11 protein-coding genes are annotated in these 13,863 nt (G+C 73.0%); 7 read left to right on the top strand and 4 right to left on the bottom strand.

Annotated features, from left to right (window positions below; genetic code table 11):
- Positions 1 to 22: 22 nt before the first annotated feature.
- Together A6A06_RS35135 and A6A06_RS35130 are read left to right on the top strand one after the other, a co-directional pair.
- Entirely contained in the window at positions 23 to 1,189 is a 1,167-nt protein-coding gene (locus A6A06_RS35135) for a thiolase domain-containing protein (protein WP_073768283.1), read from the top strand.
- A 70-nt stretch (positions 1,190 to 1,259) separates the two neighbouring features.
- Complete coding sequence (locus A6A06_RS35130; protein ID WP_073767362.1) at positions 1,260 to 1,499, top strand: DUF397 domain-containing protein; 240 nt, start codon at positions 1,260 to 1,262, stop codon at positions 1,497 to 1,499.
- Between the two features lie 152 nt (positions 1,500 to 1,651).
- Here A6A06_RS35130 and A6A06_RS35125 read toward each other — a convergent pair whose 3' ends face one another.
- From A6A06_RS35125 to A6A06_RS35110, 4 genes are all read right to left on the bottom strand, one after another.
- Positions 1,652 to 2,866, bottom strand: a complete 1,215-nt coding sequence (locus A6A06_RS35125; protein WP_073767360.1) for an RICIN domain-containing protein — start codon at positions 2,864 to 2,866, stop codon at positions 1,652 to 1,654.
- Positions 2,867 to 3,123: 257 nt separating this feature from the next.
- Positions 3,124 to 3,807, bottom strand: a complete 684-nt coding sequence (locus tag A6A06_RS35120) for a hypothetical protein (protein WP_073767358.1) — start codon at positions 3,805 to 3,807, stop codon at positions 3,124 to 3,126.
- Between the two features lie 429 nt (positions 3,808 to 4,236).
- A complete protein-coding gene (locus A6A06_RS35115) occupies positions 4,237 to 5,034 on the bottom strand; it encodes a DUF2637 domain-containing protein (RefSeq protein ID WP_073767356.1) in 798 nt (265 codons plus the stop codon).
- A gap of 65 nt (positions 5,035 to 5,099) precedes the next feature.
- A complete protein-coding gene (locus tag A6A06_RS35110) occupies positions 5,100 to 5,348 on the bottom strand; it encodes a hypothetical protein (protein ID WP_199931379.1) in 249 nt (82 codons plus the stop codon).
- A 525-nt stretch (positions 5,349 to 5,873) separates the two neighbouring features.
- Here A6A06_RS35110 and A6A06_RS35105 point away from each other — a divergent pair.
- The 5 genes from A6A06_RS35105 to A6A06_RS35085 all read left to right on the top strand — a co-directional run bounded on the left by A6A06_RS35105 (position 5,874) and on the right by A6A06_RS35085 (position 13,857).
- Positions 5,874 to 7,388: a cytochrome P450 gene (locus A6A06_RS35105; protein ID WP_073767352.1), complete on the top strand. Its 1,515-nt coding sequence runs from the start codon at positions 5,874 to 5,876 to the stop codon at positions 7,386 to 7,388.
- Between the two features lie 16 nt (positions 7,389 to 7,404).
- Positions 7,405 to 8,589 (top strand): terpene synthase family protein, encoded by a 1,185-nt coding sequence (locus A6A06_RS35100; protein ID WP_073767350.1) that lies wholly within the window; start codon positions 7,405 to 7,407, stop codon positions 8,587 to 8,589.
- Between the two features lie 153 nt (positions 8,590 to 8,742).
- Entirely contained in the window at positions 8,743 to 10,119 is a 1,377-nt protein-coding gene (locus tag A6A06_RS35095; RefSeq protein WP_073767348.1) for a protoporphyrinogen/coproporphyrinogen oxidase, read from the top strand.
- Between the two features lie 264 nt (positions 10,120 to 10,383).
- Positions 10,384 to 13,314 (top strand): ATP-binding protein, encoded by a 2,931-nt coding sequence (locus A6A06_RS35090; RefSeq protein ID WP_073767346.1) that lies wholly within the window; start codon positions 10,384 to 10,386, stop codon positions 13,312 to 13,314.
- 42 nt (positions 13,315 to 13,356) lie between these two features.
- Positions 13,357 to 13,857 carry a hypothetical protein gene (locus A6A06_RS35085; protein WP_073767344.1) on the top strand — a complete coding sequence of 167 codons (501 nt, stop codon included), beginning with the start codon at positions 13,357 to 13,359 and terminating at the stop codon, positions 13,855 to 13,857.
- The last annotated feature ends 6 nt before the right edge of the window (positions 13,858 to 13,863 follow it).

Raw genomic sequence — 13,863 nt, 5'->3', positions numbered from 1 at the left:
CGCGGTGTCCCGAGAAGCCGCGGTGGCCAAGGAACCCGTCGCCGTCGTCGGCATCGGCCAGACCCGGCACGTCGCCGCCCGCCGCGACGTCTCGCTGGCCGGGCTCGTCCGCGAGGCCGCGCTGCGGGCCCTCGATGACGCCGAGCTGACCTGGCAGGACATCGACGCCGTCGTCATCGGCAAGGCCCCCGACTTCTTCGAGGGCGTGATGATGCCCGAGCTGTACCTCGCCGACGCGCTCGGCGCGGTCGGCAAACCCATGCTGCGGGTGCACACCGCGGGCTCCGTCGGCGGCTCCACCGCCCTGGTCGCGGCCGACCTCGTGGCCGCCCGCGTGCACCGCACCGTCCTGACCCTGGCCTTCGAGAAGCAGTCCGAGTCCAACGCGATGTGGGGACTGTCGCTCCCGGTCCCCTTCCAGCAGCCGCTGCTGGCCGGTGCGGGCGGCTTCTTCGCCCCGCACGTCCGCGCGTACATGCGGCGTACGGGCGCGCCCGCCGCGGTCGGCTCCCTGGTCGCGTACAAGGACCGCCGCAACGCGCTGAAGAACCCGTACGCCCACCTCCACGAGCACGACATCACCCTGGAGAAGGTCCAGGCGTCCCCGATGCTCTGGGACCCGGTCCGCTACTCCGAGACCTGCCCGTCCTCCGACGGCGCCTGCGCGATGGTCCTGACCGGCCGCGCGGGCGCGCGCCGGGCGCCCCGGCCCGCCGCCTGGGTGCACGGCGGGGCGATGCGCAGCGAACCGACGCTCTTCGCGGGCAAGGACTTCGTCTCCCCGCAGGCGGGCCGGGACTGCGCCGCGGCGGTGTACCGGCGGGCCGGGATCACGGACCCGCGCCGGGAGATCGACGCGGTGGAGATGTACGTGCCCTTCAGCTGGTACGAGCCGATGTGGCTGGAGAACCTGGGCTTCGCCGCGCCGGGCGAGGGCTGGAAGCTCACCGAATCCGGCGTGACGGAACTCGACGGCGACCTGCCCGTCAACCCTTCCGGAGGGGTGCTCTCCGCCAATCCCATCGGCGCCTCCGGCATGATCCGCTTCGCCGAGGCGGCCCTCCAGGTGCGGGGGCAGGCGGGAGAACACCAGGTCCCCGGCGCGCGCCGGGCACTGGGGCACGCCTACGGCGGCGGCTCCCAGTTCTTCTCGATGTGGCTCGTGGGCGACGAACCGCCCGCCACCTGAGGCGCACCCTGTCCGACACCGGACGCGGTGACTAGGCTGACCGCGACGCCTAACCGGGAGGAGCAGCGACGTGGCCGAGGGCATCATCGAACAGCGGCTCGCGGACGGGACGAGGCCGGAGCCGGACCTGGCCGGCGCCGCGTGGCAGTCGAGCAGCCAGGGGATGGGCGACGTCCAGGTCGCCTTCGTCGAGGGCTGGATCGCGATGCGCAACCGGCGTACTCCGGAAGTGCCCGCGCTGGTCTTCACACCGGCCGAGTGGCGCGGATTCGTCCTCGGCGCCCGCGAGGGCGAGTTCGACCTCACCTGACGGTCCGCGGGCGCGGGACCGGGCGCGTCGGGCCGGCTGGGCACAGCCGCCGTCGCGCAGTTACCGCGGCCCGCCCGCGGCACGACGACTGCGGGCAGTGCCGGGTGACCGGACGGAGACAGCCGGCCACCCGGCCGCGCGCGGTGCTGCCGCTACGCCCACAGCCCCAGCAGGAACGGATAGGCGTTCAGGACCGGCGCGGGCCCCTGGATGAGGTCGCGCAGGGTGAAGACGGTGTACTCGCCGCCCTTGGTGGCGAAGAAGTGCACCTCGTCGCCCACGGTGGCGGAGGCGACCGCGTCCGGGCTCTGCCAGCCCTTGGGCAGCTGGCCCATCGGCATCGGCTGCACCTCGCGCAGGTCCGGCGCCCGGAACCGGCCGTCGATCAGCACCGTGGCCTGCTCGCAGAACAGCAGGTACTGCGAGTCGTCGGGCCGCGCGGGCGTCGCCTCCAGCACCTTGCCGTACGGCTCCAGCTCCCGGGACGGGAAGTACTCCTCGGTCCGGTCGATGCCGTCGTTGTCCTTGTCCGAGAAGGCGACCGTCAGGTCACCCTTGACCCCGAGCCAGGTCCGGTCGCTGTGCCGCGGCGCCCGGGTGACGAAGTCGAAGCCGCCGTGGAACTCCTTGGGCAGGTGCGGGAACTGCGTACTGATCTTCCGCGGCCCCGCCTCGACGCGGTTGCGCGAGGAGAACCGGATGACCTCGTCGCCGCGGAAGCCGTCGAACCGTACGAACGGAGTGGTGTCGCCCGGCACGTACTTGGCGACGGTGCCGAAGACACCCCCGGCGGCCTCCAGCGACGCCTTGAAGACGTGCGTGACGGTCGAGATGATGCCGCCGCCCGGCTCCACCAGCAGCCCGGACAGCGCGTCGAAGACCGGGTCACCGCCGCGCGCCTCGACCGGCTCGAAGGTCCACTGCTCGGCGGGGCGGTAGGCGCCGGTGTTCTCCGTCGACTGGTCGACGACCGTACCGGCGGCGGCGGAGCCGTCGCGCACGTTCATCCACAGGCCGCTGTGCAGGTTGGAGATCCGGTACGGGTCCTCCTCGACGAACTGCCACGTCTGGCTCCGGTACGCCGGGGTGTTCTCCTCCAGGTGTTCCTGGACCAGGGGAGCGCCCTGGTCCTTCGCACACCTGCGGACCTGGAGGTACCCGCCGCTGTGCTGATTCTGCAGCCGGAAGGTGAGTTCGCCGCCCGGCGCGGACTCCAGCCGCCACGCCTGGGCGGCCCGCTGCGGCCAGTCGTGCAGCCGCTCCTGGACGATGCCCGCGGGGGACTGTTTGGTGTGACCCTTGACGGTCAGGTACAGGCCGCTGCTCACGTTCTTGATCAGGTACGTGCCCTTGGCGCTGACGCTCACGGGAACCTCCTGGGGAGCGGACGGAAAGAGTTCCGGTTCCGGCGTCCCACCCTAGGAGCCCGCTCCCCGGGGCGCGACGGTACGGCCACCAGACCCGGCCAAGGTCAGGTCCCGGCCCCGGTCCGGGTACGCACCGCCCACGAGGCCGGATCCCCGGCGGCCGCACTCCGCCGTTCCGGCTGCGCGCACCAGCAACGACCGGAACAGCACGCAGGAAAGGCGTCCGGCACCCGCGCGGCGCGGCCGGAGCGCCGGACTCACTGCTGGCCGGGGATGGAGGGGGCCCGCTCCAGCGAGGTCGCCTGCGCGGCGCCGGGCTCGGCGAGGGGAAGCGGATCGGCGGTGCGCGACGCGTACGCGGTGGGCAGCTCCGGCGGCTGCTCCTGCTGGGTGTCCGCGAGAACCGTGGTGGCCAGGTGCCGCAGGACGTCCGCGTGCGCGTGCAGCATCTGGTGCGTACGGGTGTCCGCGGGGTCGGCCAGCAGGATGCGGGCGGCGGTGTTCACGGCACGCAGCCGCGGCCTCTGGGCCGTACGGTGCGCCCGGGGCAGCGACCGCCAGGCGGTGTTGGCGACGGTGATCAGCCGCCACAGGTCGTTGGTGGCGGGGTCGGTGTCGTAGAACCGCAGGCCGTACCGGCCCACGAGCCAGTACGAGAAGGAGAGTGCCACGGCCATCACGAGGTCGAACGCCACCCAGGCGCGCGCCATGTGGTCGCGGTCCATGGCCACGTCGACCAGCAGCGCCACCCCCGCGCCGCCCGCGCCGAAAAGGACCGAGGCGAGCACACCGAAGAACGCGACGGCCGGCACGATGCCGATCCCGTTCTCGCTGTCCACCCGGAGCAGACCCTGCCAGTGCGGCGCCAGATAACGGGCGTAGCGGACGGGTTTCGGGGCGGGTTCCGTGACAGCGATCCTCTTCGCCCAACTCACGGCCATCGCTGCACACTCCTTCGTCGGGCACTGACGCACGGGTTCACGCCTGAACCAACGAATAACGGAATTCCCGGATACGCTCGCTTGGGTCAAACAACGTTTCTGCTGCGGAGTTTCCTCCGGACAGCCGGGCGCATGGGGGGCGTAGGCGGCCGGCGTCGGCCCGGATGCCCCGATGGCGCCGCCCCGAATACCGCCGGACTTCCGGGAGAAGTCCGAACGTGCCCGGTCGGCAGGCCGATCGAAGGATCAGCCGACCGCCGGACACGGAAATTCGGCAACGCCACCACAAACAGCGCGGTATTTCCTCCCGTCATTTCCGCGGAGCTGCGGCGCGGTGAAAGAACAAGGACCGGCAAAACAAAAGCCGATGACCGCCGCGCCCGGCACCCCCTGGCGGGAGCCACCGGGACCACGGACGGCTGCCGGGTCTCAGCGGGCGGAGCGGTGGCGGTGGGAGCCGCGGCTGGTGTAAGCGTGCCGGGTGGAGGGCGCCGCCGTGGGCCCGGGATCGAGCTGGCGGATGAGCTGGTGGAAGCAGAGCAGCACGGTGACCGGCGGCAGCCCCGCCACGGTGATCCCCGCCGGGGTGGTGGGGGCCTTGGCGATGCACAGCACCGTGGCCACGGCCGCGAAGAAGATCACGACGCACCACGAGTGGGCGGTGCGGCGCCGGTGGGTGCGGGCCCGCAGGATGGACAGGATGGCGGCCATCCACGGCCCGTAGACCAGCAGCGGCCACAGCTGCGCGATGCGCGGCGACGTGGCCTCACCGGCCAGGGCCCGCAGCGGCGGGTAGGACGCCACCGCGGCGAGCAGGGCGACCGCCATCACGATCACCGACGTCAGGGCGACGGTGACCAGGCTCAGGGTGCGCCGCCACGACCGGGTGCGGCCCTCCCCGCCGCCGCGGGCGGTGTGCAGGAAGGTCGGCTTGCGGTGGCTGTGCCGCTCGGACACGGGCATCTCGTCGGCCACGACGGGCTGTTCGGTGGTGTCCAGCAGCTGCGCCAGTTCGGCGTCGAGGTCGTCCGGGACGACCATCGGTGCCGCGGCGTACGCGTCGTAGGCGTCGGCCAGGCTCTCGTGGGCCGGCTGGTCGCGGAAGAGCGGGCCGTCGGCGAGGCCGAAGGCGGCCGTCAGATCGGGCTCGGAGGTGACTTGAGCGGGGATCCGGTACCCGTCGGCGGTGGACGGCATCAGCAGGTGGAGGGTGGGGGGATCGTACACGGCAACTTCCCTGCGGGCTGGGCGGCGGCGTCGGGGCCCGGACTGTCAGGCGGCGCGGGCCGCCCTCAGCACCGCCGGGGCCCGGTGCCGTACTCGGCTTCGCTGTGCTGCGACCACAAAGTGGCCTTGATCCGGTCGAGTTCCGCGCCGAGACGGTCCAGCAGATCGGCGGAGAGTTCCGGGCGGAAGTATTCCCTTTCGCATTCCGCCTCGGCCTTCGGCCGGTCGGTCGCGGGGGAGTCGGAGATGCCAACGGGCTTGAAGAAGCGGCGGCCGAGTCGTCGTACCGGCTGTTCCACAGGAGTGTCAGGCATACATGCGGAACGAAAGGGCCCGACAGTAAGGGACGGGTACCCGGTCCTAATGAACTCAAGAAGACGTAGAGGGTACGAAGAGGAGGTGATCGGAAAGGTGGATGATTCGCTTCCGGACCGCCGGTGCGGCGGGGCGCGCGCCAGGTCCGGCCGCCGCCCGCCGGAGCGGGGCCCTATACCACCGAACACCGTGGCCCGTCACCACGGCCCCGGACGGCGCGTTTGGGCAGACGGCCCCGGCGCACCGCCGCGCCCGCGCGAACGGTTGTGCGCCCCATGGCGCCCACCTCGGCAGCGAAACGTTACTTCCGACGTCGGAGCGGCTCCGGCGCGCGCCGTACCGTTTCAGCGTATGCCGCTCCGGTGAGCTGACCCCCACTCCGACGCGCCCCCTCAAGAAGGTATGTCCATGGGACCGGCAGGGCCGCCCGGGTAGGTAATGGTGCGTCACACCTACCTGTCCCCTTCCGTCCCGGGCCCCGCTCCGCGGCAGCCCGGAACACCGGCCCAACGAGGTGGTCCCCGATGGGAATACGTGGAGAGACGGGCGTACGCGCACCGCACGGCCCCGCGGCCGCCGCACCGGACGCCTGGACCGTCGCGACGGCGCCCGGCGGCATACCGCTGCTGGGGCACGCCCTCGCGCTGTGGCGGCGCCCGCTCGCGTTCCTCGCCGCCCTGCCCGCCCACGGCGACCTGGTCGCGATCCGCCTCGGACCGCAGCGCGTGTGGCTGGCCTGCGACCCGGCCCTGGTGCAGCAGATCCTCATGGACCCGCGTACGTACGACAAGGGCGGGCCGCTGTACGACACGATGCGCATGGTGCTCGGCAACGGCCTGGTCACCTGCCCCCAGAACGTGCACCGACGGCAGCGCCGGCTGGCCCAGCCCTGCTTCCGGCCCTCCCGGATCGCCGACTACGCCACGGTGATGAGCGACGAGATCGGCGCCGCCGTCGGGCAGTGGCGGCCCGGCCGGACCCTGGACGTCACCGACGCGATGCTGGACCTCTCGGCCCGGGTGACCACCGGCGTCCTGATGTCCACCTCCCTCGCCCCGGGCGTCGCGGCCGAGGTACGCGGGTGCCTGGCGACCGTCATGCGCGGTGTCCTGCTGCGCGCGGTCGTCCCGCTCGGCCCCTTCTACAAGCTGCCGACCCGCGGCAACCGCCGCTTCGACCGTGCCCTGTCCCGGCTGCACCACATCATCGACGGCATCATCGCCGAACGCCGCGCCAGCACCGCCGGACACGACGACCTGCTGGCCACACTCCTGGAGGCCACCGACGACGAGCCCGCACCGGACGCCTGCGCGACCGGCCGCGGACCGGACCGCCCCACCGCCCCGCCCGCACATCAGGAGGCACCCCACGCCAAGGAACCGCTCACCGACCAAGAGGCCCACGACCAGCTGATGACCTTCCTGGTGGCCGGGATCGAGACCACCGCGCTGGCGCTCGCCTGGACCTTCCACCTCCTGGCGGCCCACCCCGAGGAGGAGCGCCGGCTGCACGCCGAACTGGACGCCGTGCTCGCCGGCCGCCCGCCGGTACCCGCGGACCTGCCCCGGCTCGGCCGCGCCCGGCGCGTGGTCACCGAAGCCCTGCGCATGTATCCGCCCGGCTGGGCCCTCACCCGCGTCACCACCACCGAGACCACACTGGCCGGCCACCGGCTGGCACCGGGAAGCACCGTCCTGTACAGCGCGTACGTGCTGCACCAGGACCCGGTGGCCTTCCCCGACCCCCAACGGTTCGACCCCGACCGATGGTTGCCGGAACGCGCAGGGAGCGTTCCGAGCGGTGCGATGCTCCCGTTCGCCGCCGGCAACCGCAAGTGCATCGGCGACCACTTCGCGATGACCGAAGCCGTGCTCGCCCTTGCCGCCATCGCCGCGCGCTGGCGCCTGCGCCCGCCGTCCGCCAGGACCGTACGACCGGTCCCGGCGGCCGTGCTGAGCCCGGGCCCGCTGCCCATGGTCTGCGAGCTCCGCAGCAGGCCGGACGGCGCAGCGCCGGCAGTGCCGTCTCAAGCACCGTGAACATGGAGAGAGAACCATGCAGGCAACAGGCTACGACGCCCCCCGACACGGGCTTCCCGCCGCCCGGTCGGCCACGGCCCCGGCAGCGGATACCGGTCCGGACCGCGACCCGGACGTGACGGCGACGCACTCCGCCGTCGTCGTCCCCCGGCTGTTCTGCCCCATACCGGCGGCGCCGCACCACGAGACCGCCGGCATCGAACAGCGGGTGGTGGACTGGATGGCGCAATTCGGGTTCTGCGACAACGACTTCCACCACGCACAGGTCCTGGCCAACCGCACCGCCGAGTGGGCGTGCCGGATCGCGCCCGACGGCGACACCGGCCCGCTGCAGATCGGGGCCGACTGGTCCTGCCTGGGCCTGCTGCTGGACGACGTCTACCTGGACGGCGGGATCTTCAGCCGGAACCCGGAACGTTTCCTCCCGATGGCCGTCCAGGTGATCCACGGAGCCGACCACCCCGAGACCACCGACGGCCCGGAGGCCGATCCCTACACCGCGGCCTTCGGCGAGGTCTCGCACCGCTACCGGCGCCATGCCTCCGGCACGGTCGTACGACGGTGGGTCGACGGCGTTGCCGAATGGTTTCTCGCCGCGTGCGTCGGCATGGGCCAGCGTGCCGCGGGGACCGTACCGAGCCTGGAGGAGTACCTCGTCATCGGGCCCCGGGACCGCGGCACCCGGGCGTCCATCGCCGTCATCGAGATGGCGGAGGGCACCTCGCTGCCCAACGAGGTGGCCGAGGTACCGCGAATACGAGCCCTGACGCAGATCGCTTCGGCGCTGGTGACCTTCGCCAACGACGTCTACTCGTACCACCGCGAGGTCAAGGAGCAGTCCCTGGAGTCCAACCTCGTCGGCGTCCTGGAGCACGAACTGCGCGTGCCGCCCCAGGAAGCCATGATCAGGGCGGCCGCGCTGCACGACCGCCTGATGTGCCTCTACGTCACCCTGCGGGACCAGACCGCCGCACGGGCCACTTCCGAGGTGCACTGCTACCTCGGACAGCTGGACCATTTCATCCGGGGCAACCTGGACTACAGCGCCGTGTCCCCGCGTTACCGGTCCGACCCGAGCGCCGCCCCCGATCCGGCGCCCGCGTTCGGCGTCTGGGCGGACTCGCCCAGTGATGGGAGTCTCGAACCGCTGCCGCTGCGCCCGGTCGCATGGTGGTGGGACCAGCTGAGCCCCGCGGTGTGAGGCCCGGGGGACGCCCCCCCGGCTCCGCGGTCCACGGGGGCCGGCCCGACCCCGGCGGCCCCCTCGGACCTTTCGGCCTTGTCACAACGTTCCGGTACCCGTGCCGACGCCCCGGCGGGCGCGGCCGGGCACCGGCAGGAAGGGTGAACCGCTGTGAGTGCAAAGCCCCGTGTCGTCGTGGTGGGCGGCGGCATCGCCGGCCTGTCCGCGGCCTTCCGGCTCCAGCAGGCCGGATGCGAGACCGTCGTCCTGGAGAGCGCCGGACCGGAAGCGGTCGGCGGCCGGATGGCCACCGTCGACGTCTCCGGATTCGCCGTCAACCGGGCGGCGACCATCCTCATCCACAGCTACCGCGAACTGATACGCCTGATCGCCGCGGCCGGGCTGGCCGACGAGGTCGTGCCGGGCGGCGACCTGTTCGGCCTGGTCCGCGGCGGCCGCGTCGACCGCGTCCGCCTCGGCTCCCGCCGGCAGCTCGCCACCGGCGGACTGCTGACCAGCTTCCCGCTCGGCGACGTCGCCAGGCTGCTGCGCGACTACCGCCGGGTACGGCCCAGGCTGACCCCGCACGACATGTCCCCGATGGCCGCGGCCGACTTCGAGTCCGTCGCCCAGTACGCCACCCGCCGCGGGCTGCGGCCCGAGACGCTGGAGTACCTGCTCGACCCGCTCGTATCGGGTCTGTGCCTGGGCGAGCCGGAAGCGGTCTCCGCCGCGATGCCGTTCGTCTTCATCGACGTCATCCTGTGCGGCGGCGGCTTCTTCACCTCCAAGGAAGGCGTCGGCTTCCTGCCCAAGGGGCTGGCCCGGCAGCTCACCGTCGAATACCGGGCCCGGGTCACCTCGGTCGAGGACCGCGGGGACGAGGTGGCGGTCACCTGGCACCGGCCGGGCGAGGCGGAGCACCTGGAGACCGCCGCCGCTTGCGTCCTGGCCGTACCACCGCCGCAGGTACCCCAGCTGTACGGGCAACTCACGGCCGACCAGCGTGAGTTCCTGGACGACGCGCCGTACGCCCGCAGCATCCACGTCGCCTTCGGGCTGGACCGCCCGACGGCGGAGCGGGCGATGCTGGTGCAGGCGTCCCGCGTCGAACACCCGGACCTCTGCGCGTTCGTGCTGGAGCACAACCTCTCCCCGCAGCGCGTACCGCCCGGGACCGGGCTGGTCATGACGCACCTGCGCGGCGCGTGGTCGGACCGCAACTGGGACCTGGGGGACGACAAGGTGGTGGACCACGTCCTGGCGGGTGTCCGGCGGCTGGGCGTCCTGCCCGAGCTGGAACGTCACACCACCATGACGCACATCTGGCGCGTCTCGCCGTGCCTGATCGGCCGGCGGCCGGGGGACTACCGCGCCATCGCCCGCTTCGCGGCCGGATTCGACGCACGCGGCCGCGTCCAGCTCGCCGGCGGCGACATCCTGGGCCACTCCACCACCAACAGCAGTGTGTGTTCCGGGGAGCGGGCCGCCCGCAACCTCCTGGCCCGGCTGCGCACCGAGGGGGCGCTCGCGCCGGTACCCGGCTGAACCGCGCACCGGGCGGCGCAACTGCCCCCGCGCACAACCGTTTCACCCGTAAGAGTGGCTGCTTACAGGTGTCGCACACAGGCCGGAACGGCTACGCGCGGGCGTTTATAGCACGGCCCTGCCGCCGGTGCGCAGCATGTCACTCGTCCTGGTTACCGCGGGTCCATATGGGCGTACGCTCTGCGCTATCGCAGGCAGAGTGCGGCCGGACGGGCCCGCACTCGCGGCGGGCGGGAGCACCCAACGCGGCGAACGGATTCAGCCATGGCCAACGGATGGGAGCAGGTGCGCAACGCACGGCGTGCCCTGCTCGAACGGAACGCCGAACTCGAAGCCCTGGAATCGGCGTTGGACCGGCTCTGCGGGCCTGGTGGCGGGCCCGCCACCGTTCAGCGCGGCGGCCTGCTCTCCTTCGCCGCACCGGCCGGAATGGGCAAGACCGCGCTGCTCGCCGAGGTCCGCGCCCGCGCCGCGGCCCACGGCTGCACCGTGCTCTCCGCGCGCGGCGGCGAGCAGGAACACGGCATGGCCTTCCACGTCGTACGCCAGCTCGTGCAGCCCGTCCTGGCCATGTACGACGAGTCCGCCTCCCGCACCGTCCTGGGCAGCTGGTACGACATCGTCGCCCCGGCCATCGGCCTCGTGGCCGACGCGGGAACCAGCGTGCCCGACCCGACCGGCGTCCGCGACGGCCTCGACTGGCTGGTGACCCGCCTGGCCGTGCAGCAGGCGCCCACCGTGCTGGTCCTGGACGACGCGCACTGGGCCGACCAGGAGTCCCTGAGCTGGCTCACCGCGTTCGCGCCACGGGCCGAGAACCTGCCCATGCTCGTGGTGGTCGCCTACCGGCCCGAGGAACTGCCGCGCGACGCGGCCCCCTTCCGCAAACTCGCCGAACGCCACGCCACCCGCCCCTTCGTCCTCACCCCGCTCACCTGCGACGCGGTCGCCCACATCATCCGCGACGCGGTCGGCGAGACGGCCGAGGACAAGTTCTGCACCGAATGCTGGGCGGTCACCGACGGCAACCCCTTCGAAGCGGTGGAACTCGCCGCCGGACTCCGCGAACGCGGCCTCAAGGGCGTCCGGGCCGACCTGCCCGCCCTGCGCGAACTCGCCTCGGCGGTCAAGGGGAAGGGCCTGACCGACCGGCTGGACCGGCTCGGCGGCGCCGCCGTCCGGCTCGCCTGGGCCGTCGCCGTACTGGGCACCTCGGCCACGTCCGACATCACCGCCGGCGTCGCCGCGCTGGACTCCGGATCGGCGGTGGAGGCCGTCGCCCAGCTGCGCGAGGCGCGCATCCTGGCCCGGGACGAGGCCCCGGACGGCGTCCTGCAGTTCGCCCACCCGCTGATCGCCACCGCCGTCCACCGGGCGATCCCGGCCGCGCTGCGCGTCGGCATGCACAACATGGCCGCCGAAGCGGTCGTGGAAGCCGGACTGGGCCCGACGGTCGCCGCGCGGCACCTGCTGGAGGTGCCCTGCCAGGGGGACGACTGGGTCGTCCTCCGGCTGCGCCAGGCCGCCCGCGAGTACGTACGGGCCGGCGCCCCCGACGCCGCCCGCCGCTTCCTGGCCCGCGCCCTGCGGGAGCCGCCCTCGCCCGAGAACCGCGCCGCCGTCCTGTTCGAAGTGGGCGCCGCCACCTTCCTCTCCGCTCCCGAGGTCACCGTCAACTACCTGCGCGAGGCACTGGAGGAACCGGACGTCGACCCCGAGCTGCGCGAAGCCATCATCTACCGGCTCGCCCAGGCACTCGCCCACACCGACAAGGTCGCCGAGGCCGCGGCGCTCGCCGCCGACGAGGCCCGCCGCACCAGCCTCCCCGACACCCGGCTGCGGATGCAGGCCGAGAACTTCGTCTGGAGCGCCTTCCGCGCCGACGAGCCGGACTCCGCGGCCCGTTCCCGCAGGCTGACCCAGCTCGCCGACGACCTCACCGGCGACGGCCTCGCCGAGCGCTACATCCTCGGCCTGCGCGCCTGGGACTGCGTGGTGCTCGGCGAACCCGCCGCCACCGCCCTGCGCTACGCCGAGGCGGCCCTGGTCGGCGGGCTGAGCTGGACCGAGGACAACCGCGGGTTCGAGGTCCCGGTCGCCGTCGCCATGACGTTCATGTACTGCGACCAGCCCGGCCGCGCCGAGGAACTGTTCACCCGGGGCATGGCCGAGTGCGAACGCAAGGGCTGGCGCGGCGCCCACCTCGCCTTCGGCCACGCCCTGCTCGGCTACATCCGCTACCGCCGCGGCGCGCTGGCCGAGGCCGAGACCCTGGTCCGCGAGGGACTGCGGATCGCCGAGCGCGTCGGCGGCGCGGTGCCCGCCCAGTGGTACGCCATCGGCATCCTCGTCGAGATCCTGCTCGCCCGCGGCCGCGTCCAGGACGCCCAGGAGCTCGCCGACCACTTCAGCTACGGCGATGTCGTGCCCAACGCCGTCGTCTATCCCGACTCCCGCACCGTCTACAGCGAACTGCTGCTGGCCCGCGGACTGCACCGGCACGCCGAACACCACCTCAAGGCGGTCGGCAGGCGGCTGGAGGCCCGCGGTATGCGCAACCCCGCCTGGTGCCCCTGGCAGCTGCACCTCGCCCGTGCCACGGCGCTCACCGACAGCCCGCGCGCCGTCGAGCTGGCCGAGGAAGGCGTACGGCGGGCCCGCAGGTTCGGCACCGCGACGGCGGTCGGCGAGGCCCTGCACTGCGCCGCCACCGTGATCGGCGGCGGCCGGGCCCTCAAGCTGCTCGCCGAAGCCGTACGGGAGCTGGAGCACTCACCCGCCGGATACGCGCTGGCCGAGGCCCTGGTCGACCACGGAGCGGCGCTGCGCCGTGCCGGACTGCCCCAGGACGCCGCCGAACGCCTCTACCGCGGGCTGGAGGGCGCGGTCCACTGCGGAGCCGACGGCCTCGCGGAACGCGCCCGCGACGAGCTGTCCGCGGCCGGACTGCGCCCGCTCCAGCTCCACAGCACCGGTACCGAGGTACTCACCGCCCAGGAGAGGGCGGCCGCCGAACGGCTCGCGCTGGGCTGGGCCACCAGCCGTATCGCCGAGGAGCTGGCCACCCCGGAGACGGTCGTGACCCGCCTGCTGTCCAGCGTCTGCCGCAAGATGGGCACGGACTACGCGGGCCTGCCGCGGCTGCTGGAGACGTCCGCCGCCGCCACCGTGCCGGACGGGCCGCCGCTGCGTTGACGCCGGGCCCGCGGGCCGTCGGCGGCCACGTACGATGGCGGTATGTCCTTCCTCCGCCGCCGCAGCGCAGCCACGCCCGCCGGGCCTGACTTCGACGTCCTCGCCATGGACCCCGGGGACTGGCCCGGCAATCTCGGAGCGGGGCTGCTGCCCGCTCCCGACGGCAGCTGCCAGGGGGTCTTCCTGCGCTACGACCTGTTCGGCGGCCGCGGCCCCGCGATGATCATCGGCAACCTCCCGGAGGGCTCCCCGGCGCGTGACCTGGCCGACGACCAGGTGCCGTTCGAGGTGGCGCAGCTGCTCGCGGCGCTCGGCAACGACGAGCCGGTCACCGTCGTCGAGACCGAGGACACCCCGGTCATGCACGACGACAACCTGCTGATCGTCAAGCGCGTCAAGTGCTCGGAGGGCCGGATCTCCTGCGCGCAGTTCGACCGCAGCGACGGCGTGCTGGTCACCATCGCCAGCTGGGACCGGCCGATCACCGACGACCTGTACGCCCTCCTGAAGCCGCTGCCCGCGGAGATGTTCCATCAGGGCTGAGCCGCG

The organism is Streptomyces sp. CB02923 (assembly GCF_001905005.1).
In the GTDB taxonomy this organism is placed as follows: domain Bacteria; phylum Actinomycetota; class Actinomycetes; order Streptomycetales; family Streptomycetaceae; genus Streptomyces.
The sequence above is the reverse complement of the archived record's forward strand: the minus strand, read 5'-3'. Positions and strand labels throughout refer to the sequence as shown.

What these genes read in the sequence shown, in the direction of transcription:
- A6A06_RS35105 (WP_073767352.1), top strand. Translation starts at nt 5,874, where the DNA reads ATGGGAATACGTGGAGAGACGGGCGTACGCGCACCGCACGGCCCCGCG.
- A6A06_RS35090 (WP_073767346.1), top strand. Translation starts at nt 10,384, where the DNA reads ATGGCCAACGGATGGGAGCAGGTGCGCAACGCACGGCGTGCCCTGCTC.
- A6A06_RS35085 (WP_073767344.1), top strand. Translation starts at nt 13,357, where the DNA reads ATGTCCTTCCTCCGCCGCCGCAGCGCAGCCACGCCCGCCGGGCCTGAC.
- A6A06_RS35110 (WP_199931379.1), bottom strand. Translation starts at nt 5,348, where the DNA reads ATGCCTGACACTCCTGTGGAACAGCCGGTACGACGACTCGGCCGCCGC.
- A6A06_RS35100 (WP_073767350.1), top strand. Translation starts at nt 7,405, where the DNA reads ATGCAGGCAACAGGCTACGACGCCCCCCGACACGGGCTTCCCGCCGCC.
- A6A06_RS35120 (WP_073767358.1), bottom strand. Translation starts at nt 3,807, where the DNA reads ATGGCCGTGAGTTGGGCGAAGAGGATCGCTGTCACGGAACCCGCCCCG.